Origin of the sequence: Janthinobacterium salmonicoloratum, assembly GCF_051380845.1 — a bacterium.
GTDB lineage: Bacteria > Pseudomonadota > Gammaproteobacteria > Burkholderiales > Burkholderiaceae_D > Janthinobacterium > Janthinobacterium lividum_F.
The window spans coordinates 92,636-111,855 of record NZ_JBNYXV010000010.1; the positions used below are offsets into that span (position 1 = coordinate 92,636).

A 19,220-nucleotide genomic window follows, 5' to 3' on the forward strand; every position below is an offset into this window, starting at 1 on the left:
TCGTCAAGGTGTGTTGTCAGACCACGGCCGGCATCGGCGACTTGTCCTTGTAATCGCACAGGTCGGCAATCATGCAGTTCCAGCATTGCGGCTTGCGCGCTGTGCACGTGTAGCGGCCGTGCAAGATGAGCCAGTGGTGGGCGTCGTGCAGGAATTCCTTGGGCACGAATTTCAGTAGTTTTTGCTCGACGATATCGACATTCTTGCCCGGTGCGATGCCGGTGCGGTTCGAGACGCGGAAGATATGCGTGTCGACAGCCATGGTCGGTTCGCCAAACGCCGTATTCATGACCACATTCGCCGTCTTGCGGCCCACGCCGGGCAAGGCTTCCAGCGAAGCGCGGTCGCGCGGCACTTCGCCGCCGTGCTGCTCCAGCAGGATCTGGCAGGTGGCGATGACGTTCTTGGCCTTGGTGCGGAACAGGCCGATGGTGCGGATGTAGCTGGCCAGCTCATCGACGCCCAGCGCCAGTATCTTGGCCGGCGTATTGGCGACCGGATACAGCACACGCGTGGCCTTGTTGACGGACACGTCCGTCGCCTGCGCCGATAGCAGCACGGCGATCAGCAGCTCGAACGGCGTCGTGTAGTCGAGTTCCGTTTTCGGGGAAGGGTTGGCGGCGCGAAAGCGCGTAAAGATTTCCAGGCGTTTGGCGGCGTTCATGCGTCTTTTTTCGGGGTGGTGGGGGCTGGCTGGGCGGTGTCGGTGCTGGCGGCAGCGGCCTTGGCGCGCGCGCGCTCCATGGCGGCGGCGATGATGGCGCGCTTGCGTTCCTTTTCCGCCTGTTCATCGGGCGTGACGGGCACTTCCTGCGTCACTTCGCGCATTTTGGCGACGGCCTTGGCGGCCAGGCGCGCGTCGTTGGCCTCGCTTTCGCGGCGCAGGCGCTGCGTGCGGAAATCGTGGCGCGCGCGTGCGTCGTCCGCTTCTGCCTGGCTCCAGGCATCCCAGCCAGTGGCGTCACCGCTGACGGGATACATGACAATGCAGTCGACGGGGCAAGGCGCCACGCACAAGTCGCAGCCCGTGCACAGATCGGTGACCACCGTATGCATCTGTTTGGCGGCGCCGACGATGGCGTCCACCGGGCAAGCCTGGATGCACAGGGTACAGCCGATACACAGCGATTCGTCGATGTAAGCGATTGATCGCGGACGTTCGAGGCCGTTGACGGGATTGAGCGGGATGACTTTTTTGCCCATCAAGCCGGCCAGATGCACGATGCCCTGCGCGCCGCCCGGTGGGCACTGGTTAATGTCGGCATTGCCTGCGGCTATCGCTTCCGCATACGGGCGGCAGCCGTTATAGCCGCATTTGGTGCATTGCGTTTGCGGCAGCAAGTCTTCGATCTGGTCGGCAAGTGAGGGAGGGGCAGGGTGCGGCACGGTCATCTTCCACGGTAAAACGCCATTATCGGCCATCCGGCGCGCGCACAAGTAAAAACCTGCCGCGCGAGAGGGGATAGCACGCGCTGCGGCCGGCCTGTTGCAGGCGCGCCGCAATCGTATTTTATTTCCCGCAGGAATGTCAAAGTGTAAACAAACAACTTTGCAATTCCTTTTTTTTGTGGGAGCATGATTTTTATCAAGCCTATTATTAAAAAAGCCGACCGCCAGTCCTGTTGCCGCGCCTGCACTGCAAGGTGCGCCAGGCCATAGGAGCAAAACATGCGTTTCCTCCGGACAGTTGGTTTGCCCTTCTGTTTGTTCATGCACTCTACACTTGCCCTTGCACACGGGCAGGCTAGCTCCCCCATGGCGGCGCCGGGCGCTGCGAGTTCGCGCATCGTCCGCTTCGCCGCGGAAGACTGGCCGCCCTTCATTTCCCGCAGCCTGCCTGCCGATGGCATGTCCGGGGCGATGGTCAGCGCCATCTTCGAACGCATGGGCTATGTCGTCAAATATGAGTATTTTCCGTGGAAGCGCGCCATGCAGTTTGGCCTGGCCAGTCCCCGCTACGCGGGTTTTCTGGCCGTCTGGCGCACGCCCGAGCGGGAAAAACTCTGCCATTTTTCTGTTCCGGTTGGCAATACGCAAGGCGTGCTGGCCTACCTGAAGGAAGATGGCGTACCCGGCGCCAGCCTGGCCGATCTGGGCAAGCTGCGGATCGGCACCGTGGCTGGCTACTCGAATGGGGAGCAATTCGATGGCATGGTGGCGCGTGGCGAGCTGAAGACGGAAGAGGGCTTGAACGACGCCACGAATCTGAAGAAACTCTTGATCAAGCGATATCGCGTGATCGTCATCGAGCGCCATGTCTTGCAGCATTTGCTGATGGGACACAACTTCAGCAAGGCCGAGCGGGAACGCATCGCCATCATCGATACCGTCTTCAAGGAGCGCCCCGTGCACGTGTGCTTCCAGCGCGATGCCGAGGGTGCGGCGCGGCAAAAGCACTTCAACGAAGCCGCGCGCGACATCGACATGGCCCGGCTCGAGCGCGATTACTGGAAACGCCTTGACCAGAGCCTGGCCACGGCCCCATCCTCCCCCTGACGTGCCGCGCCGCTGTTGCACGTTGCCAAAACGAAATATCTAAATACGAAACCATTCGTTCTTGTTTGTTTGTCCATCCTTTAGTCTGCAGCCACTGTGTTGACGACTTTGAAAGGATGTTTTCGTATGCTGGAACTGATAGCCAAGCAAGACCCCGCCCCGCGTTTGCGGCAACTGGCGCACGCCGTCGCGGTGGCCGTACTCGTGCTGGCGGCGCCCGGCGTGGCGTATGCGCAGGCCGCACCGGATGGCGCTGGCGCGCTGGCTGGCGCGCCGTTTGACACCGTCATCGTCACGGGCGCGCGCGGCACGGGCCGCACGGTGGCCAACAGCGCTGCGCCGATCGACGTGATCAGCGCGCAGCAATTGCAGGCCACCGGCAAACTGAACCTGCTCGATGCGCTGGACACGGCCTTGCCATCGTTTAACTTGCCGGCCCGCGTGCAGCCCGACCTGGGCAGCATCGTGCGCGCCGGGCAGCTGCGCAATCTTGATCCCTCGCATACGCTGGTGCTGGTCAACGGCAAGCGCCGCCATACGACGGCCATCGTCAATGAAGATGGCTTTCCAGGTTCCGTCGCCACCGACCTGGCCCTGATCCCCACGGGCGCCATTGCTCGCGTGGAAGTCCTGCGCGATGGCGCCTCGGCCATCTACGGCTCCGACGCCATCGCCGGCGTCATCAACATCATCCTGAAAGCCGATGACAAGGGCAGCTTCAGCACGCAGCTCGGTTCCACCTACGACGGCGATGGCACGAACGGTTCCGTGCGCATCGATGGCGGCACGCGCCTGGGCGAGCACGGCTTTGCCCACTTCGGCGCGGAAGTCCAGCGCCAGGGCATCGCCGTGCGCAATTTCGGACTGAATCCCGGCTATCTGTCGTATCCTGCCGTGCGCAACAGCGATGGCCAGCTGGTGAAATTGGGACCGAACAACAGCTTGCCGGCCGGTGCTTCGCCGAACCCGGCTGAAGCGAAGCGCAACAGCAATCCGTGGCGCAATACGGGCGTGCCGCAAAGCACGACCGCCTCGCTCAGCGCCAACCTCGGCTATGACGTGTCGAACGAGGTGCAACTGTACGGCTTTGGCACGTACGCGCACCGCGATGCCCGCTCGGCGCAGAATTTCCGCCTGCCCAATACCATTTTCAATAACAACAAAGGCTTGCTGTCCGTGTATCCCGACGGATTCACGCCGTATGAAACGACGAGCGAAAACGATTTCGCGCTGACGGGTGGTATCAAGGGCGAGACGGCCGGCTGGTCCTGGGACCTGAGCACGACGTATGGCCGCGACGATATCGACGTGGGCGTGGAGCACTCGGCGAATTACTCGCTCAATTATCCGGGTGGCAAGACCGATTTTGACATCGGCAATCAGCGCTACAGCCGCTCGACCACCAACGCCGACGTGCGCCGTCCCGTACAGCTGGGGCTGAGCGAGCCGGCGGACCTCAGCCTCGGCCTCGAGTATTCGCATGAAACGCAGCAGCGCAGCCCGGGCGAGCCCGCTTCCTGGCAGGGCAGCGGCTCGTCGGCGCTGGCCGGCTACCTGCCTGTCGATGCGTCCGACACGGCGCGCCACAGCTATGCGGCATATATCGGCCTGGGTGCCAAATTGACGCCGCAATTGTTGCTCGACACGGCCTTGCGCGCCGAGAAATATTCCGACTTCGGCAGCAAGACGACGGGCCGTTTGTCTGCCCGTTATGACGTCACGCCTGCGGTGGCCGTGCGTGGTACCGTCAGCAACGGTTTCCATGCCCCGAGCCTGGTGACGCAATCGTATTCGAATACATCCGACCATGCGGGCGTGCCGTACACCCTGGCGCAGCCCAATTCCGTTGCCGCGCGGGCCCTGGGTGCGCAAGCGTTGAAACCGGAAAAATCGACGAATCTGTCGGCCGGGTTGACCTTCAATCCTACGCCCACCCTGCGCTTTGCCGTTGACGCGTATCAAATCAAGGTCAGCGACCGCCTGGGCGTGTCGTCGAACATCGGCATCGACCGCAGCTCGGGCGTGGCGCTCGATGGCAGCGGCCGGCCGCTGACGGCGGCGCAGGCGAGCGTCATTGAAAACCTGCTGCGCTCGGCGGGGCTGACGGTGGGCAATGGCCTCGTCGCGCATTACTTTGCCAACGTGGGCGACACGCGCACGCGTGGTGTCGATTTCACGGTCGAGGATGTCTTGCGCGTGGCCGAGGGCAAGCTGCGCTGGACGGCGGCTGCCAACATCAACCACACTAGCCTGGTAGGCAAGGCGGAACTTCCCGCCGTGCTGCAAGGCTTGCCGAACATTGGCACCCTGAGCAAATCGGCCGAGTACGACTTGCTGTACCGGGCACCGCGCGACAAGGAAATCCTCACCCTGGCGTATGAAAAAGCCGGCTGGACGGTGAATGTGCGCGAGACGCGCTACGGCAAGCTCAAGCGCCTGAACGCCATCACGGGCGGCGACTACCAGTTGAAAGCCGCCTTCGTGACGGACCTGAGCGTCGGCTACGACATCAGCAAGCGCATCAACGTGACGGTGGGCGCCAACAATGTCTTCGACCAGAAACCCAGCCAGGTGCCGCGCGAGGCGCGCAGCGCCGCGAATCTGGCGCAGTACACGGGCGCGTATGACAACTCGGGACCATTAGGCGTTCTGGGCGGCTATTACTACGCCCGGGCAACATTGTCATTCTGATTTGCCGCATCCCTCTACCGATCATCAACAACAGGAAATCCTATGTCAGACAACACTCAACACGCGGCCATCGACCTGGAATGGGCCAATCTCCTCTCTCCGCAACGCCGCACGGTTTTGCGCGGCGGCGGATTGGTAGCGGCGCTGGCCGCTTCGGGCCTGGCCGGCACGGCGCTGGCGCAGGATGGCGCCGTCAAACGCGCGAAACCAGCGCCCGGTAAAAGTCCGTGGGGTGAGCATACGGATACGGCGCCCACGCCGCGTCCCGTCAGCGTGCGTCCCGGGGAGGAAACCTTGCCGTCGACACCGCGCGCCTACACGGATATTGAAAGCTATCACGCGCATATCTATTTTGACGAAGACAGCTATCAGAAGGCGGCGCTGATACGCAAGTGGGCGGCCGAGCGCTTCCAGATCGAATTGGGCGACTGGAACCTGGAGCCGCGCGGCCCGCACGTGACGCCGTCGTTTTACTTTGGCTTCACGAATGATCTATTGCCCGTGATCGTGCCGTGGCTGCAGCTCAACAGCCTGGGCCTGACGATACTGATCCACCCGAATACGGAAGATCCGCGCGCCGACCACCTGTATTACGCGCTGTGGGTGAACCGCTCGCAGCCGGTGAATGGCTATGCAATGAAGAAGCCGGGGCCGGGCGAGCCGAGGGTCGAGCAGATCTTTGTCAATACGCGCCCGACAGTGAAAATCGAGCGCGCATAAAAAACGGCACGCCAGGGTGGCCTGGCGTGCCGTTTTGCTTGAAACAATGCGGATCAGGAATGCTTCTGGATGAATTCGCCGATTTTCGGGCAAATGATCTCGCGCCAGCGGCGGCCTGAGAAGATGCCGTAGTGGCCGCATTTCGGCGCCACGAAGTCTTGCTGCATCTCGGCAGGGATGCCGGAGCACAGGTCATGCGCCGCCTGCGTCTGGCCAGCGCCGGAAATGTCGTCCAGTTCGCCTTCCACCGTGAACAGCGCCACATTCGTGATGTCTTGCGGACGCACCAGCTGGCCGCCCACTTTCCACGTGCCCATCGGCAGGCTGAATTCCTGGAAAACCGTTTTAATGGTTTCCAGGTAGTACTCGGCCGGCATGTCCAGCACGGCGTTGTACTCATTGTAGAACTGGCGATGGCCTTCCGCCGGCTCGTCGTCGCCCGTCACCAGGTGCATGTAGAACTCGCGGTGGCTTTGCGCGTGGCGGCCCGGGTTCATTGCGATGAAACCGGCATGCTGCAGGAAGCCCGGATAGACCTTGCGGCCAAAGCCAGGGTAGTTCGGCGGCACCGCGTAGATCACAGTGTTTTCAAACCACGAGAATTTCTTTTCCGTCGCCAGATTGTTCACTTGCGTGGGCGAGCGGCGCGGGTCGATCGGGCCGCCCATCATCGTCATGGTTTTCGGCATGTGCGGATCTTTGGCCGTCGCCATCAGCGAGATGGCGGCCAGCACGGGCACGGTCGGTTGACACACGGAAATCACGTGCAAGTCAGGCGCCAGCAGGCGGATGAATTCTTGCACATAATAAATGTAGTCATCGAGGTGGAACGGGCCTTCCGTCAGCGGTACCATGCGCGCGTCCGTCCAGTCGGTGATGTAGACATCGTGCTCGGCCAGCAAGCCGCGCACGGTATCGCGCAGCAGGGTCGAGTGGTGACCGGACAGGGGGGCAACCAGCAAAACTTTGGGCTGTTGCAAGCCAGTGGCTTCTTTTTTGAAGTGAATCAGGCGGCAAAACGGTTTTGTGACGACAACGTGTTCTCGGATGTCGACGCTCTCGCCCTGGACGAGAACGGATTGGATGTCGAATTGCGGTTTTTCGTAGTCTTTGCCAAGGCGGTACATCAGCTCGTAGCCGGCCGCGATGCGTTGCGAAAACGGAGTGTGGGCCAGTGGGGAAACCGGGTTGGTAAATAACTTGGAGGACATGTCTGCCCATTGCATCACCGGAGTGAGGAAAGAGCGTTGCAGTTCGTGCAGTTGGTAAAGCATATAGAGTCCTTGTTTGATTCCAAGCGCCAATATCGGCTCAAATATCATAATCCAATTCTACGATATTTGTTGAGGACAAAATGTGCTTCACCGCGCATAGGGCCGCAGTTTGCCTATAGTTGTGACAGCGTGCCACACTGCGTGGATAGACCTGCAACGATGTTTTAAAAGCAAAAAAAGCAGCGTTTCCGCTGCTTTTTGTAGATTTTTTTGCCGCTATGTCCCTGCGGGGAAGAGTATCCTTGCAGGGACGGCCGCCGCAGCTGCCGTGCGCTTAGCGCACCAGCATGTCGAGCTTGTCCTTGACGTCTTTGTATTGCTCGGCTTCCGGCAAGGCAGCCTTCGTCTTGGTGATCGAAGGCCAGTTACGGGCCAGATCGACGTTGATCTTGATGAAGGCTTGCTGGTCGCCCGGCACGTCTTCTTCCGCGAAAATCGCGTTCACCGGGCATTCTGCCACGCAGACGGCGCAGTCAATACATTCGTCCGGATCGATCGCCAGGAAGTTCGGGCCTTCCCGGAAACAATCTACCGGGCAGACATCGACGCAGTCGGTATAGCGACAGGCGATGCAGGATTCGGTGACAACGTGGGTCATAACAGTCCTATCAATTTGGGGGAGGTGCTGTAGCGCCTGCAGGAAATTCGGCGGCGCATACTAAAGCAAAGCATTGTATTTTAAGGCAATTCGCTATTTCTCACAAATCCCGCTTATATACAATACATATAAGCAAATTCATTTTTTGACAGGGCCGTTGCCGCGCAGAGCGTGCAATTCAGCGACTATCCGGGACGTTGCCATGAAGAACGCGGCAAGAAAGCGACAGTCGCCCGCCGTCGCAGGGTGCAGGAGGGGCGGCGTACCAGCTTTCCGTGTGGTGTTTTTGTTTTACCCAAATCAAGATCGGTAAAAATAAGTGCCGGAACAATCAGGCGCTGGCGCGTATTTGCGTCAGCAACTGTTCCCAACGTGCATTTTCAGCACTGCCATCCTCGGCAAATGTGATGGTGCGGCGCGCGGTGGGCGCCTCGACGGTGATCTGCCAATGGGGGATATCGGCGCCCACCTGTTCGCCCGTAGGCTGCTGGTGCGTGAAAAAGCCGCTGCTGGCCAGTGCCGCTTCCAGCCCGGGGCCGGCCGGGTGGGCTTGCGTATCGATGTCGTACTGTTCGCTCAGGCCGGCAAAGCCGCCGCTGCTGCGGGCTGAAATTTTCATGCTGCTCCTTCTTGAGGACGGTGGTGGGACGTGATGCGGCATGCCATCGCCTGCGGCTGACTGCTGGCGGGCCTGCGGCGTTGGGTGTTTATCGGGGGGCGTAACTGCGGCACCAGGCCGCCAGCGCTTCGCGCTCCGCTTCCAGCAATTGATCCGATTCGCTGTATTCCGCATGGTTCATGGTACCGCAGCAGGCGCGCCTGTCTTGCACCGCACCCTCGTCATCGACGATGCCTGCGGTAAAGGTCATTTGCCCATCCTCCGTCATGGCATTGTCCTTGAGCACTTCGCGCACGGTAAAGCTGTTGCGGATGAAATCCAGGTAGGCGCCGTGGCCGTCGGCCTGGGCGATCGTCAGCATGTGGCCAGCCACATCGGCATACGTGGCCGCATGGTCGGGAGACGCCAGCAGGGCGCGCAAGACCAGGCTGCGCAGGTAGTCGCCGCAACGGTGCAGCACGGCCGCGTCATCTTCCAGCTGGGGCTGGCGTTCGTGGGCAAAGATGTCGGCCAGGATGTCGTAGATGGCGCCTGTAAACACTTGCGAGATGGCGTGCACTTCCGTGCCAGCCTCCGATAATTTGATGTCATTGTCGGCATTGCGCAAACCGTTCGGCCGGCCCAGCGCCAGGCCGAACTGCTCCGCCAGGTCGGCGAGAAACGTTTTGTCGTGCAGGTCGGACTTGGTTTGCGCGATCACGGCTTCGACCTGGTCCAGCTGCGACAGAGCCAGGAAGATGGCCGTCAGGTCGCCGAACGACTCGTGCAAGCCGCCCGTTTGGGGCGGGTTGTTGCTGAGCAGCCAATTCGGCTTGAGACCATCGAGGATGGCGTGCCCTGTTTCATGCGAGACGATGTCGAGCGAACGGCAGGTGTAGACGCGCTCGTTGGCGCCGCTGGGAATGAAGTCGCCGAACTTGAGGGCCTTGTCGCTGCGGCTGTAATAGGCATTCATGACATTGGGCAAGCCGTGCGGGAACACGCGCAGCGGGGCCGTGTTGCTGGCACTATTCCATTGCCAGGGCAGGGGCGGCGCCGTGTCGTTGCTGGCCAGCGCGCGCTGGTACATGGTGAGCGTCATGCGCACGATGGCAAACGTGTGCACGGCATCGAACTGGTCGGAGTTGGGGGAGACGATGAAGTCGCCGAAGGCATTCGGGCTGACCTGGGCGATGCCCGGTTCGCCAAACGTGATGCGCGCGTCGCGCGGGCCTTGCAGGATCAGGCCGGGCAGGAAGCTCTTGCGCGTGCCCACTTCGCTCACGGACGGGTCTTGCTTCCAGATCAGTACGCGCGAACCGACGGGCACGGCGGCCCGGTTGCGGACCGTTGCCTCGGTCAGGCGGGGCGGGCCCGGCTGCAGGGTCAGTTGCGCATTCTTGCGGTGCAGACGGTAGGGCGCCGATGGGGTAGGGACATAGCCGACGGGCAGAGACACGCATTTGGTCAGCACGGCTTCGACCGGCACGATGACTTTCTGGTCCATGGTAGCTCTCCAAGACACGCGCAACTGGAACTGGAATAGTCGTCCCGCTTCGGCGCGTCCGGTTTGATCCGGCGCAAACGATGCGTGGGAAGGACGGGCTTTTTTAGCCGTCCGGCGCCGGCTGCCGCCGTACCCGCCGCATGGCGGCTGGTATGATGCTGGCCGTATTGCCCCGTTTTTATAATAAAAGGATCGTTTGATGGCGGATATAAATATAGTTCAGCAACATAAGCTGACAGCAGCAAAGGCGCGCGAAGCGGCGCAGCAAGTGGCCGACAAGCTGGCCCAGGAATATGACCTGGCGTGCGCCTGGGATGGCGATGTGCTGCGCTTCGAGCGCAGCGGCGTCGATGGTTCGCTGACCCTGGAAAAAGAGCAGGCGCAACTGCAAATCAAGCTGGGCTTCATGCTCAGTGCCTTCGCTTCCACAATCGAAGGCAAGATTGCCGAGAAGATGCGCAAGGTGTTTACCGAGTCAGTTTGATGGCATTTCACCCGCTTGTCTGGCGCCATGTTTGGTGCTAGAGAGCGTGTCGCAGTGATGGGCGAAAAGACGATAAAAATACGTCTCTTTTCGCCTTTTTTACGCCTGACTGTACGCTGGCGAACATTGCTAGCACATTTCTATTTGGAAAGCCATTGGACTTTGGTGGCTTTTTGCGTTATACTTGAGTCATATTTACAACAGCTACACCGCGTTTCACCTTCTGCTTCGCAGTACTCTCCGCTCACTGAGTGGTGAATAATTCTTCGGGTTTTACACCCGCATCCAGTTAAAAGTAGCTTGGTCGATTTTTTTTCGGTCAAATACATTTGGTGCCATGTATTTGCATGGCGCTAGCGTTGTTAAAAGTCCTGAACCACAGCCTCTTTTAGCACGCACAGGGCACCCCGGCATCGGCTTTGGCCATCCGCTGGGCACACGCGTGTCACCCCCTGTTTTCTGTCGCTCCCGTGCGCTTTTGCGCCGTGGCGTAGCCGACGCAACAGGGTTTGCTGATTCCCGCCGCAAGCTAGCAGCTTGCTGGGTTTCATTCCATTCGTCAAATCGAGGGAGAACCACATCGTGGCAAAACAAATCATTATCGACCATGTGTTCAAAGTGTTCGGCGACAAGCCAGAAGAAGCACTTGAACTCGTCCACCAGGGCGCCAGCAAGCAGGACATCCTGGCCAAGACCGACTGCACCATCGGCGTTTTCGACGCCACCTTTACCATTGAAGCAGGCGAGATCTTCGTCATCATGGGCCTGTCCGGTTCGGGCAAGTCGACCCTGGTGCGCATGCTGAACCGCCTGATCGAGCCGACCGCCGGCCGCATCCTGATCGATGGCAACGACATCAATACCTTGCCGGACGCCCAGTTGCGCGCCTTGCGCCGCAAGGACATCAGCATGGTGTTCCAGTCGTTCGCACTGCTGCCGCAAATTACCGTGCTCGACAACACTGCCTTCGGCATGGAACTGGCCGGCATGCCCAAGGCCGAGCGCCATGCGCTGGCCCAGCAAGCTTTGGAGCAAGTGGGCCTGGACGGCTACGGTGCCAGCTATCCCGACGAATTGTCGGGCGGCATGCAGCAGCGCGTGGGCCTGGCCCGTGCTCTGGCCTGCGATCCATCGATTTTGCTGATGGATGAAGCGTTTTCCGCGCTCGATCCGATTATCCGTACGGAAATGCAATCGGAACTGCTGCGTTTGCAGCAAATCAAGCGCCGCACCATCGTCTTCATTTCGCATGACCTCGACGAAGCCATGCGCATCGGCGACCGCGTTGCCATCATGAAAGACGGCCATATGGTGCAAGTGGGCACGCCGGAAGAAATCCTGCGCAAACCTGCCAACGATTACGTGCGCAACTTCGTGCGCGGCGTCGATGCGGCGGCCGTTTTCAAGGCCAGCGATATCGCCCGCAAGAGTCAGATCGTCGTGTCCGAGTCGCCGAGCCGCGGCTCGCGCGCCGCGCTGTCGATGCTGGAAGAGCAGGATCGCGCCTTTGCGTATGTCGTCAATCCGCAGCGCAAGTTCCTCGGCGTCGTCTCGGCCGATTCGCTGCGTAGTGCGCTCGACGGCCATGTCGGTCCGCTGGGCCTGGCGCATGCCTATCTGCCTGATGTGCAGACCATCAATGCAGATGAACCAGTCGCCGGCCTGTTCGGCCAGGTGGCGCAACTGCCTTACGCCGTCCCTGTGGTGGCCAATGACGGCAGCTTCCGCGGCGCCATCAGCAAGACAACCTTGCTGAAGTTCCTCGACCGCGATACGCCAGCCATTGCCGAGCCACAACAACAGAAAGGACAAGCATGAACCCAAGCACCGTTTCCACAGTAGAACCTGTTGTTGAACAGGCCGCCCAGATCAATCCCTGGGCGCTGACGCCACCCACCGACGCCAGCACCGCGTGGCTGGACGCCGCCGCGCCTGCCGTGCAGCCGGAACATGCGACCGGCTTTCACCTGACGCAGATTTTCGACGGCTCGCTGCCCCTGGAAAGCTGGATCAACCAGGGCCTGGGCTGGGTCGTCGCGCATTTCCGTCCCTTTTTCCAGGCAGTGCGCGCGCCGATCGACAGTGTGTTGTCCGGCGTGGAAGGCGTGTTGCTGGCCGCCCCGTCGCTGACGGTGATCGCCATCATCGGCTTGCTGGCGTGGCAATTTACCAGCCGCACTCTGGCCGTCGGCACCGTCCTGGCGCTGCTGGTCGTGTCGATGCTGGGCATCTGGCCGGAAGCCATGACCACCCTGTCGCTGGTATTGACGTCGCTGGCCTTCTGTCTGGCCATCGGTTTGCCGTTGGGTATTTTCCTTGCCAGCAGCGACCGCGCGCAGAATATCCTGCGCCCCCTGCTCGACGCCATGCAGACGACGCCCGCCTTCGTCTATCTGGTGCCGGTGGTGATGCTGTTTGGTATCGGTAATGCGCCAGGCGTGATCGTGACGATCATCTTTGCCCTGCCGCCGCTGGTGCGCCTGACCAACCTCGGTATCCGCCAGGTGCGTCCCGATCTGATCGAAGCGGCCCGCGCCTATGGCGCCTCGCCGTGGCAGTTGCTGACCCGCGTGCAATTCCCGCTGGCCATGCCGTCCATCATGGCCGGTATCAACCAGTCGCTGATGCTGTCGCTGTCGATGGTCGTGATTGCCTCGATGATCGCCGTCGGTGGCCTGGGCCAGATGGTATTGCGCGGTATCGGCCGCCTGGACATGGGTCTGGCGACCGTGGGTGGCCTGGGCATCGTGCTGCTGGCCATTACCCTGGACCGCTTGACGCAAGCGATGGGCCAGCCACGCCGTGGCGTGCGCCACTGGTACCAGACGGGTCCTGCCGGTTTCGTGCTGCGCCTGGTGCGCGGCAACACGGAGAAAAATAATGTTGAACAGCAAGCCACGCTGGCCAACGCACAATAAAGGATACACATGCATCAAATTGACAATTTTAAAGTGACGCAAAAATCGCAACGCAAGTTCCAGCTGTTTTCCGCCCTGGCGATCGCCGTCATGGCCCTGACCACCAGCCTGGCCATGGCGCAGACGCCGGCCGTCGCCGATGCGCTGCCCGGCAAGGGCATCAAGGTGCAGCCGCTGCAAAGCTCGATCGCGGAAGAAACCTTCCAGACCATGCTGGTCGACAAGGCCCTGGAAAAGCTCGGCTACGAAGTGCAGCCGATCAAGGAAGTGGAGTATCCGACCGCGCATATCGCCATCGCCAACGGCGACGCCACCTTCATGGCCGTGCACTGGGATCCGATGCACAAGGATTTCTATAACAATGCGGGCGGTGACGCCAAGCTGTTGCGCACGGGCCAGTATGCCGGTCCTGCCGCGCAAGGTTATCTGATCGATAAGGCGACTGCAGAGAAATACAACATCACGAATATCGACCAGTTGCGCGACCCGACCCTGGCCAAGCTGTTCGACCACGATGGCGATGGCAAGGCCGACTTGACGGGCTGCAATCCCGGCTGGGGCTGCGAAGCGCTGATCGAGAAGCACATGGATGCGTACAAATTGCGCGAGACGGTGACGCACGTGCAGGGCAGCTATGCGGCCCTGATCGCCGATACCCTGGGACGCTACAAGCGTGGCGAATCCATCCTGTACTACACGTGGACGCCGTATTGGGTCAGTGGCGTGCTGGTGCCGGGCAAGGATGTGGTCTGGCTGAAAGTGCCGTTCTCGGCCAATCCGGACAAGGTAAATACCCGCCTCGACGATGGCAGCGATTACGGCTTTGCCGTTAACACGGCGCGCATCGTGTCCAACAAGGCCTGGGCGGAGAAAAACCCTGCCGCGGCCAAGTTGTTCGAAGTGATGCAATTGCCGGTGGCCGACATCAATGCGCAGAACGAGCGCATGCGCCGCGGTGAAAACACGCAAGCCGATATCGCCCGCCATACGGCCGGCTGGATCAAGTATCACCAGCAAAAGTTTGACGGCTGGATCGCGCAAGCGCTGGCGGCGGCAAAGAAGTAAATTTGCGGCTGACACTGGCGTAAAAAAAAGTGGCTACCGATTTGGTAGCCACTTTGACGTTAACGGCCTGTTTTTGTGGTTTTTGGTGAGTTTTCAGCCGTTTTCGGCCTATTTCTCCGCAAAACAGGCGTTTGTTGCGTTTAATCCATCAAGTCTTCGATCAGGTCGATGTATTGCTGTTGTGCCTCTTCCTTCGAGGTGCCTGCCAGGGCCGCCCAGGCGTCGAATTTGGCGCGGTTGACGAAATCGGTCATGCCAGGGCGCTCGCCCGTGGCGTCGCCGCTCGAGGCTTGCTTGAACAAGGCGTAGATTTTCAACAAGGTCATATTGTCCGGACGCTCGGACAGGGTCTTGGAATCGAGCTGCGCTTGTTCGAATTGCTCTTGTAAACTCATGATGGCTCCTGTGTGCTGATGGAATCGCTGGAAAAGTGCGGCAGGCCCGGTGGAGTGGCCACCGTGCGTGCTGCAGTGCCTGACATCATAGTGAAAAAAAGGCGTCGTGCATTAGAGGGCATACTCAAAACAAAAACGCCGCCGCTGAGTGAACAGGGGCGGCGTCTGGCGCAGTCGTTGGAATGCAGCCTGGTCGGTGCTTGGTTGCTACTTACACGCCCAGCAGCTCGACGTCGAAAATCAGGGTGGCGTTCGGTGGAATCACGCCGCCGGCGCCACGTGCGCCATAGCCCAGTGCTGCCGGGATGATCAGCTGGCGCTTGCCGCCCACTTTCATGCCTTGTACGCCTTCGTCCCAGCCTTGAATGACGCGGCCGGCGCCCAGCGGGAATTCGAATGGATCGTTGCGGTCCTTGCTCGAGTCAAATTTCGAACCGGCACTGCCGTCGTCGTTTTGCAGCCAGCCCGTGTAATGCACGACAACATTGTTGCCGGCTTGCGCTTCAGCGCCTTCGCCAACGACGGTATCGATGTATTGCAGGCCGGAAGCAGTAGTGGTGGTGGTCATGATAATCCTTGTGTAGGCGATGAAAGCTTCAGATTGTAGAGCAATGAGTTGCAAAGCGCCATTCCAGGCCCCGCGTAAGGAAAAAGGGGAAATTACGGCGAAGTGTGGCTGCCGGTCGCATTTAAGGGGGATTTCACACAATAAATACAGTGTTCCACGTAAAATGCATGTTTTGTATTTAACAGTGATTTCTTCCATGTTCCGCAGTCTACGCCGCCTTGTTTTTTCCTCGCTGTGCCTGGTTTCCGCAATGTCTACGGCGCAAGCCGAAGTGGTGGTGGTGCTCAATTCCCGTGATGCTACGGTGCAATTGCTGGACCAGAAAACTTATGCTCCCCTGTCCACCTTTGCCGTCGGCAAGGAACCGCACCATTTGATGGAAACGCCGGACGGCAAGTCGCTGATCGTTGCCAGTTCCGTCGGTAACGAGCTGATTTTCCTCGACCCCGTCTCGGGCCAGATTCAGCGCCGCATCAGCAACATCCTCGACCCCTACCAGATCGGTTTTTCGCCGGACCAGAAATGGTTCATTTCCAATTCCTTGCGCCTGGACCGCATCGACCTGTACCGCTACGACGGCAAGAACCTGACTCTGGCCAAGCGCATCCCGCTGCCAAAACTGCCCAGCCACATGGCGTTCACGGCCGACAGCACCATGGCCTTCATTACGCAGCAGGGCAGCAACCAGGTCAGCGCCATCGACCTGGCCACGCAAACCGTGAAATGGACCATGCCTGTCGGCCCGGCGCCGGCCGGCATCACGATGACGCCCGATGGCAAGCATTTGCTGGTGGGCATCATGGGCAGCGATTACGTGGAAGTGATCGACTGGCGCACGCAAAAGACCGTCAAGCGCATCAAGGCGGGCGCCGGCACGCATAATTTCCGCGCGCTCGGTGATAACCGCATGACATTTGTCTCGAACCGCGTCTCGAACACGATCAACATCATCGACCAGCAAACGCTGGAAAACGTGGGCACCATCAATGTGCCCGGTGGCCCCGATTGCATGGAAATCACGCCCGATGGCAAGACCATGTGGGTAACCCTGCGCTGGATCAAGAAAGTGGCCGTGATCGATTTGACCACGCGCAAGGTGATCAAGACCATACCGGTGGGCCGCTCGCCCCATGGCGTGTATTTCGCCACCCACTCGCCGCGCATGTGATGACGATGAAACGTCTGATTTCCGCGGACCACGTGCCCGCCATGCTGCTGTGCGCCAGCGCCATGCTGTCGCCCGCGCATGCCGCCGCACCTGTGGCCGCAGCCGCATCTTCTGCGCCGGCCGCTTGCAAGGGCACGATTTACATGACCTTTGACACGGGCAGCCAGTCGCAAGCGCATCTGATCGCCGACGTGCTGAACAAGCGCCACATCAAAGCCACGTTTTTCCTGGCCAATGAAAAGACCACGCGCGGCGACTATTCGCTCGACCCGTCGTGGGCGCCGTACTGGAAAGCCAGGGTCGCCGAAGGCCATGCGTTCGGAACACATACGTTTGACCACGTGTACTGGAAGAAGGATCTGGCCAATGGCTTGATCCAGGTCAAGCCCCAGTTCGGCAAAGACGGCGGCAAGCTGGCGTCGTTGACGGATCAGCAGTTCTGCGAGGAATTGCGCCGTGTCGATACGCGCTTCCAGGAGCTGACCGGGCACAAGCTCGACCCATTCTGGCGCGCGCCGGGCGGCTACACGTCGCCGCGCACCCTGGCGGCCGGCAGCGCCTGCGGCTACCAGCATGCGGGCTGGGCGCCAGCCGGTTACTCGGGCGATGAGTTGCCCAGCGACAAGTATCCGAACGCCATGTTGCTGAAAAAAGCCCTTGCGAACTTGCGCAGCGGCGATATTTTCATTGCGCACATGGGCATTTGGTCGCGCAAGGAGCCGTGGGCGCCCGCCAACCTGGATGCCTTGATTTCCGGCTTGCAAGACAAGGGTTTCTGTTTTGCCACCCTGCGCGAGCATCCTGCCTACGCACAGAAGAAGGGGCAGCCATGAACGCCGCCGACATCCTCAGCCTCGTCACCCCCGTCATTGACGCCGTGGTCGACGCCTTTGGCGTGGCGCAAGGCTGGCTGTTCCAGACCATCGTCAACCCGCTCGTCTATCACCTGGGATTTGGCGAATTCACGGAAGAGGCGTTCGAGGGCACGGAGTGGTTGCTGATCGGCCTGTGCGAACTGGTGCTGCTGTTTCTCGTGCTGCGCCCGCTCGAAGCCTTGATTCCCGCACAAAAGATGACGGATCCGCGCGCCCGCTGGAACGACTTTATTTACACGGTGCTGCACCGCATCGGCCTGTTTTCCGTCGTGGTCTTCTTCACGCTCGATCCGCTGATGGATGCCTTGGCGGGCGCCTTGCGTTTCGACAATATCCATCCCTTGAATCTGGAATCGCTGTTGCCTGGCATCAGCCCTTTGCTCAGTTTTATCATTTATTTTGTGATACTGGATTTCGTTGACTATTGCTACCATCGGGCCTCGCACCATTTCGGCTGGTGGTGGGGCTTGCACAGCCTGCATCACAGCCAGCAAAACATGAACTTGTGGAGCGATGACCGCAACCACTTGCTCGATGACTTCTTGCGCGACGTGGTGATGGCCCTGGTGGCGCTCGGTATCGGCGTGCCGCCGGGCCAGTATGTGCTGCTGGTGTCGATTTCGCGCATTCTGCAAAGCTTGCAGCACGCGAATGTGAGGATACACTTCGGCCGCATCGGCGAGCGGCTGTTGATCTCGCCCCGTTTCCATCGCACGCACCACGCGATCGGCGTGGGGCACGAGTCAAAAGGCAAGGGCAGCATGGGCGGTTGCAACTTCGGCGTCGTCTTGCCGATTTGGGATATGCTGCTGGGCACCGCGAATTTCTCGGCGGGCTATGCGCGCACGGGCGTGCGCGACCAGCTGGCCCGCATCGACAGCCATGGCGTGGGCCGTCCGGGGCGCAACTATGGCCGCGGCTTCTGGCAGCAGCAATGGCTGGGCCTGCGCCGCATGGTGGAATTTGCAAGAATCAAACGAAAAGGACGCCGTTGATGCGTAATGTGCTGAATTCGTATGGCCGTGCCTTGCTGTCGCAATTGCATGGCAGGATACTGCTGCTGAGCGTCGCGCCGTTCATCCTGTCGCTGATTCTGTGGGGCGGCTTGCTGTACGTGGGCTTGCAGCCGCTGATCGACAGCCTGCATGCGCTGTTCACGCAGTACGATTTCTTCCGTACCAGTGGGCAGGTGCTGTCCACCTTCGGCCTGAGCACGTTGAAAGCCGTGATCGTGCCGCTGATCGCCATGTTCATGCTGCTACCGTTGATGATCTTGACGGCGCTGATCTTCATGGGCCTGTTCGCCATGCCGGCCATCGGCCGTCACGTGGGCGGGCGGCACTTTCCGCAGCTGGAAAAGAAACATGGCGGCAGCCTGCTTGGCAGCGTTGGCACCTCGCTGGCCGCGTTCTTGCTGTTCATCGTCGTCTGGGTCATCATGCTGCCCCTGTACGCGTTTCCGCCGGCCGCGCTGGCAGGGCAAGCCGTGCTTTGGGGCTGGCTGACGTACCGCGTGATGGCGTACGACGCCATGGCCGACTACGCCAGCGTGGAAGAGCGCCGCGCCATCATGCGCACGCAGCGCTGGCCCCTGCTGGCCATCGGCATGGTGTCCGGCGCGGCCGGCGCCGTGCCGGGCATGTTGTGGATGGGCGGCGTGATGGCGGTGGTGTTCTTCCCCTTCCTGGCGGCGTTCGCCATCTGGCTGTATGTACTGATCTTTATCTTTACGGGTCTGTGGTTCCAGTATTACTGCCTGGAAGCACTGTCGCGGTTGCGGGGCGTACGCGGCATGACCGACGTGGCGCCGGCAGACGCCTGACCTTAGTGAATTCTGACCTTTAATCGAATCGAACGAGGAAG

The 19,220-nt window shown here is 60.4% G+C and carries 20 protein-coding genes; 11 read left to right on the forward strand and 9 right to left on the reverse strand.

All coding sequences use genetic code 11. The features are described from left to right. Positions 1-16: 16 nt before the first annotated feature. Genes nth through ACQ4WY_RS27635 form a run of 3 tightly spaced genes read right to left on the reverse strand, consistent with a single transcriptional unit; the run spans position 17 to position 1,712 of the window. Positions 17-664: an endonuclease III gene (gene nth / locus ACQ4WY_RS27625; protein ID WP_436506837.1), complete on the reverse strand. Its 648-nt coding sequence runs from the start codon at positions 662-664 to the stop codon at positions 17-19. Beyond that, positions 661-1,392, reverse strand: a complete 732-nt coding sequence (gene rsxB / locus ACQ4WY_RS27630; protein WP_436506867.1) for an electron transport complex subunit RsxB — start codon at positions 1,390-1,392, stop codon at positions 661-663. Before rsxB ends, nth begins: the two co-directional genes overlap by 4 nt. Next, positions 1,389-1,712, reverse strand: a complete 324-nt coding sequence (locus ACQ4WY_RS27635; protein WP_436506838.1) for a hypothetical protein — start codon at positions 1,710-1,712, stop codon at positions 1,389-1,391. The genes rsxB and ACQ4WY_RS27635 overlap by 4 nt, the downstream gene beginning before the upstream one ends. A gap of 43 nt (positions 1,713-1,755) precedes the next feature. Between ACQ4WY_RS27635 and ACQ4WY_RS27640 the strand changes: the two genes are divergently transcribed. From ACQ4WY_RS27640 to ACQ4WY_RS27650, 3 genes are all read left to right on the forward strand, one after another. After that, positions 1,756-2,496 carry a substrate-binding periplasmic protein gene (locus ACQ4WY_RS27640; protein ID WP_436506839.1) on the forward strand — a complete coding sequence of 247 codons (741 nt, stop codon included), beginning with the start codon at positions 1,756-1,758 and terminating at the stop codon, positions 2,494-2,496. Positions 2,497-2,622: 126 nt separating this feature from the next. After that, positions 2,623-5,187 carry a TonB-dependent receptor plug domain-containing protein gene (locus tag ACQ4WY_RS27645; protein WP_436506840.1) on the forward strand — a complete coding sequence of 855 codons (2,565 nt, stop codon included), beginning with the start codon at positions 2,623-2,625 and terminating at the stop codon, positions 5,185-5,187. A 42-nt stretch (positions 5,188-5,229) separates the two neighbouring features. Next, entirely contained in the window at positions 5,230-5,907 is a 678-nt protein-coding gene (locus ACQ4WY_RS27650; RefSeq protein WP_436506841.1) for a DOPA 4,5-dioxygenase family protein, read from the forward strand. 53 nt (positions 5,908-5,960) lie between these two features. On the opposite strand, the gene ACQ4WY_RS27655 is transcribed toward ACQ4WY_RS27650, so the two are convergent. From ACQ4WY_RS27655 to ACQ4WY_RS27670, 4 genes are all read right to left on the reverse strand, one after another. Next, positions 5,961-7,181, reverse strand: coding sequence for a polyhydroxyalkanoate depolymerase (locus ACQ4WY_RS27655; protein ID WP_436475730.1), 1,221 nt, complete (start codon positions 7,179-7,181; stop codon positions 5,961-5,963). A 274-nt stretch (positions 7,182-7,455) separates the two neighbouring features. After that, positions 7,456-7,779, reverse strand: coding sequence for a ferredoxin FdxA (fdxA, locus tag ACQ4WY_RS27660; RefSeq protein ID WP_010395176.1), 324 nt, complete (start codon positions 7,777-7,779; stop codon positions 7,456-7,458). Between the two features lie 331 nt (positions 7,780-8,110). Further along, positions 8,111-8,398, reverse strand: coding sequence for a protealysin inhibitor emfourin (locus tag ACQ4WY_RS27665; protein WP_436506842.1), 288 nt, complete (start codon positions 8,396-8,398; stop codon positions 8,111-8,113). 88 nt (positions 8,399-8,486) lie between these two features. Further along, positions 8,487-9,884, reverse strand: a complete 1,398-nt coding sequence (locus ACQ4WY_RS27670) for a gluzincin family metallopeptidase (protein ID WP_436506843.1) — start codon at positions 9,882-9,884, stop codon at positions 8,487-8,489. A gap of 199 nt (positions 9,885-10,083) precedes the next feature. Here ACQ4WY_RS27670 and ACQ4WY_RS27675 point away from each other — a divergent pair, with 199 nt between their 5' ends. From ACQ4WY_RS27675 to proX, 4 genes are all read left to right on the forward strand, one after another. Continuing rightward, on the forward strand, positions 10,084-10,368 hold the full coding sequence (locus ACQ4WY_RS27675; protein ID WP_099760480.1) for a polyhydroxyalkanoic acid system family protein: 285 nt from the start codon (positions 10,084-10,086) through the stop codon (positions 10,366-10,368). A gap of 582 nt (positions 10,369-10,950) precedes the next feature. Continuing rightward, the gene (gene proV / locus ACQ4WY_RS27680) at positions 10,951-12,186 is read left to right on the forward strand and encodes a glycine betaine/L-proline ABC transporter ATP-binding protein ProV (protein WP_436506844.1); all 1,236 of its coding nucleotides are present in this window, start codon (positions 10,951-10,953) and stop codon (positions 12,184-12,186) included. After that, positions 12,183-13,286 (forward strand): glycine betaine/L-proline ABC transporter permease ProW, encoded by a 1,104-nt coding sequence (gene proW, locus ACQ4WY_RS27685; RefSeq protein WP_152253777.1) that lies wholly within the window; start codon positions 12,183-12,185, stop codon positions 13,284-13,286. The genes proV and proW overlap by 4 nt, the downstream gene beginning before the upstream one ends. Before the next feature lie 9 nt (positions 13,287-13,295). Next, entirely contained in the window at positions 13,296-14,351 is a 1,056-nt protein-coding gene (gene proX / locus ACQ4WY_RS27690) for a glycine betaine/L-proline ABC transporter substrate-binding protein ProX (RefSeq protein ID WP_353658710.1), read from the forward strand. A gap of 140 nt (positions 14,352-14,491) precedes the next feature. On the opposite strand, the gene ACQ4WY_RS27695 is transcribed toward proX, so the two are convergent. After that, positions 14,492-14,746 (reverse strand): acyl-CoA-binding protein, encoded by a 255-nt coding sequence (locus ACQ4WY_RS27695; protein WP_436506845.1) that lies wholly within the window; start codon positions 14,744-14,746, stop codon positions 14,492-14,494. A gap of 211 nt (positions 14,747-14,957) precedes the next feature. Next, positions 14,958-15,314, reverse strand: coding sequence for an FKBP-type peptidyl-prolyl cis-trans isomerase (locus ACQ4WY_RS27700; RefSeq protein ID WP_034760263.1), 357 nt, complete (start codon positions 15,312-15,314; stop codon positions 14,958-14,960). Positions 15,315-15,510: 196 nt separating this feature from the next. Between ACQ4WY_RS27700 and ACQ4WY_RS27705 the strand changes: the two genes are divergently transcribed. From ACQ4WY_RS27705 to ACQ4WY_RS27720, 4 genes are read left to right on the forward strand one after another with little or no spacing between them, the layout of a single operon-like run. Next, complete coding sequence (locus tag ACQ4WY_RS27705) at positions 15,511-16,482, forward strand: YVTN family beta-propeller repeat protein (RefSeq protein WP_353658709.1); 972 nt, start codon at positions 15,511-15,513, stop codon at positions 16,480-16,482. After that, the gene (locus tag ACQ4WY_RS27710; RefSeq protein ID WP_436506847.1) at positions 16,482-17,315 is read left to right on the forward strand and encodes a polysaccharide deacetylase family protein; all 834 of its coding nucleotides are present in this window, start codon (positions 16,482-16,484) and stop codon (positions 17,313-17,315) included. Before ACQ4WY_RS27705 ends, ACQ4WY_RS27710 begins: the two co-directional genes overlap by 1 nt. Beyond that, a complete protein-coding gene (locus ACQ4WY_RS27715; protein ID WP_436506848.1) occupies positions 17,312-18,352 on the forward strand; it encodes a sterol desaturase family protein in 1,041 nt (346 codons plus the stop codon). The genes ACQ4WY_RS27710 and ACQ4WY_RS27715 overlap by 4 nt, the downstream gene beginning before the upstream one ends. Next, a complete protein-coding gene (locus ACQ4WY_RS27720) occupies positions 18,352-19,179 on the forward strand; it encodes an EI24 domain-containing protein (protein ID WP_436506849.1) in 828 nt (275 codons plus the stop codon). Before ACQ4WY_RS27715 ends, ACQ4WY_RS27720 begins: the two co-directional genes overlap by 1 nt. Positions 19,180-19,220: the final 41 nt, after the last annotated feature.

Excerpts from the sequence above, each read along its gene's own strand:
- nth (WP_436506837.1), bottom strand. The coding sequence starts at position 664 with ATGAACGCCGCCAAACGCCTGGAAATCTTTACGCGCTTTCGCGCCGCC.
- rsxB (WP_436506867.1), bottom strand. The coding sequence starts at position 1,392 with ATGACCGTGCCGCACCCTGCCCCTCCCTCACTTGCCGACCAGATCGAA.
- ACQ4WY_RS27635 (WP_436506838.1), bottom strand. The coding sequence starts at position 1,712 with ATGAACAAACAGAAGGGCAAACCAACTGTCCGGAGGAAACGCATGTTT.
- ACQ4WY_RS27640 (WP_436506839.1), top strand. The coding sequence starts at position 1,756 with ATGGCGGCGCCGGGCGCTGCGAGTTCGCGCATCGTCCGCTTCGCCGCG.
- ACQ4WY_RS27645 (WP_436506840.1), top strand. The coding sequence starts at position 2,623 with ATGCTGGAACTGATAGCCAAGCAAGACCCCGCCCCGCGTTTGCGGCAA.
- ACQ4WY_RS27650 (WP_436506841.1), top strand. The coding sequence starts at position 5,230 with ATGTCAGACAACACTCAACACGCGGCCATCGACCTGGAATGGGCCAAT.
- ACQ4WY_RS27655 (WP_436475730.1), bottom strand. The coding sequence starts at position 7,181 with ATGCTTTACCAACTGCACGAACTGCAACGCTCTTTCCTCACTCCGGTG.
- fdxA (WP_010395176.1), bottom strand. The coding sequence starts at position 7,779 with ATGACCCACGTTGTCACCGAATCCTGCATCGCCTGTCGCTATACCGAC.
- ACQ4WY_RS27665 (WP_436506842.1), bottom strand. The coding sequence starts at position 8,398 with ATGAAAATTTCAGCCCGCAGCAGCGGCGGCTTTGCCGGCCTGAGCGAA.
- ACQ4WY_RS27670 (WP_436506843.1), bottom strand. The coding sequence starts at position 9,884 with ATGGACCAGAAAGTCATCGTGCCGGTCGAAGCCGTGCTGACCAAATGC.
- ACQ4WY_RS27675 (WP_099760480.1), top strand. The coding sequence starts at position 10,084 with ATGGCGGATATAAATATAGTTCAGCAACATAAGCTGACAGCAGCAAAG.
- proW (WP_152253777.1), top strand. The coding sequence starts at position 12,183 with ATGAACCCAAGCACCGTTTCCACAGTAGAACCTGTTGTTGAACAGGCC.
- proX (WP_353658710.1), top strand. The coding sequence starts at position 13,296 with ATGCATCAAATTGACAATTTTAAAGTGACGCAAAAATCGCAACGCAAG.
- ACQ4WY_RS27695 (WP_436506845.1), bottom strand. The coding sequence starts at position 14,746 with ATGAGTTTACAAGAGCAATTCGAACAAGCGCAGCTCGATTCCAAGACC.
- ACQ4WY_RS27700 (WP_034760263.1), bottom strand. The coding sequence starts at position 15,314 with ATGACCACCACCACTACTGCTTCCGGCCTGCAATACATCGATACCGTC.
- ACQ4WY_RS27705 (WP_353658709.1), top strand. The coding sequence starts at position 15,511 with ATGTTCCGCAGTCTACGCCGCCTTGTTTTTTCCTCGCTGTGCCTGGTT.
- ACQ4WY_RS27710 (WP_436506847.1), top strand. The coding sequence starts at position 16,482 with ATGACGATGAAACGTCTGATTTCCGCGGACCACGTGCCCGCCATGCTG.
- ACQ4WY_RS27715 (WP_436506848.1), top strand. The coding sequence starts at position 17,312 with ATGAACGCCGCCGACATCCTCAGCCTCGTCACCCCCGTCATTGACGCC.
- ACQ4WY_RS27720 (WP_436506849.1), top strand. The coding sequence starts at position 18,352 with ATGCGTAATGTGCTGAATTCGTATGGCCGTGCCTTGCTGTCGCAATTG.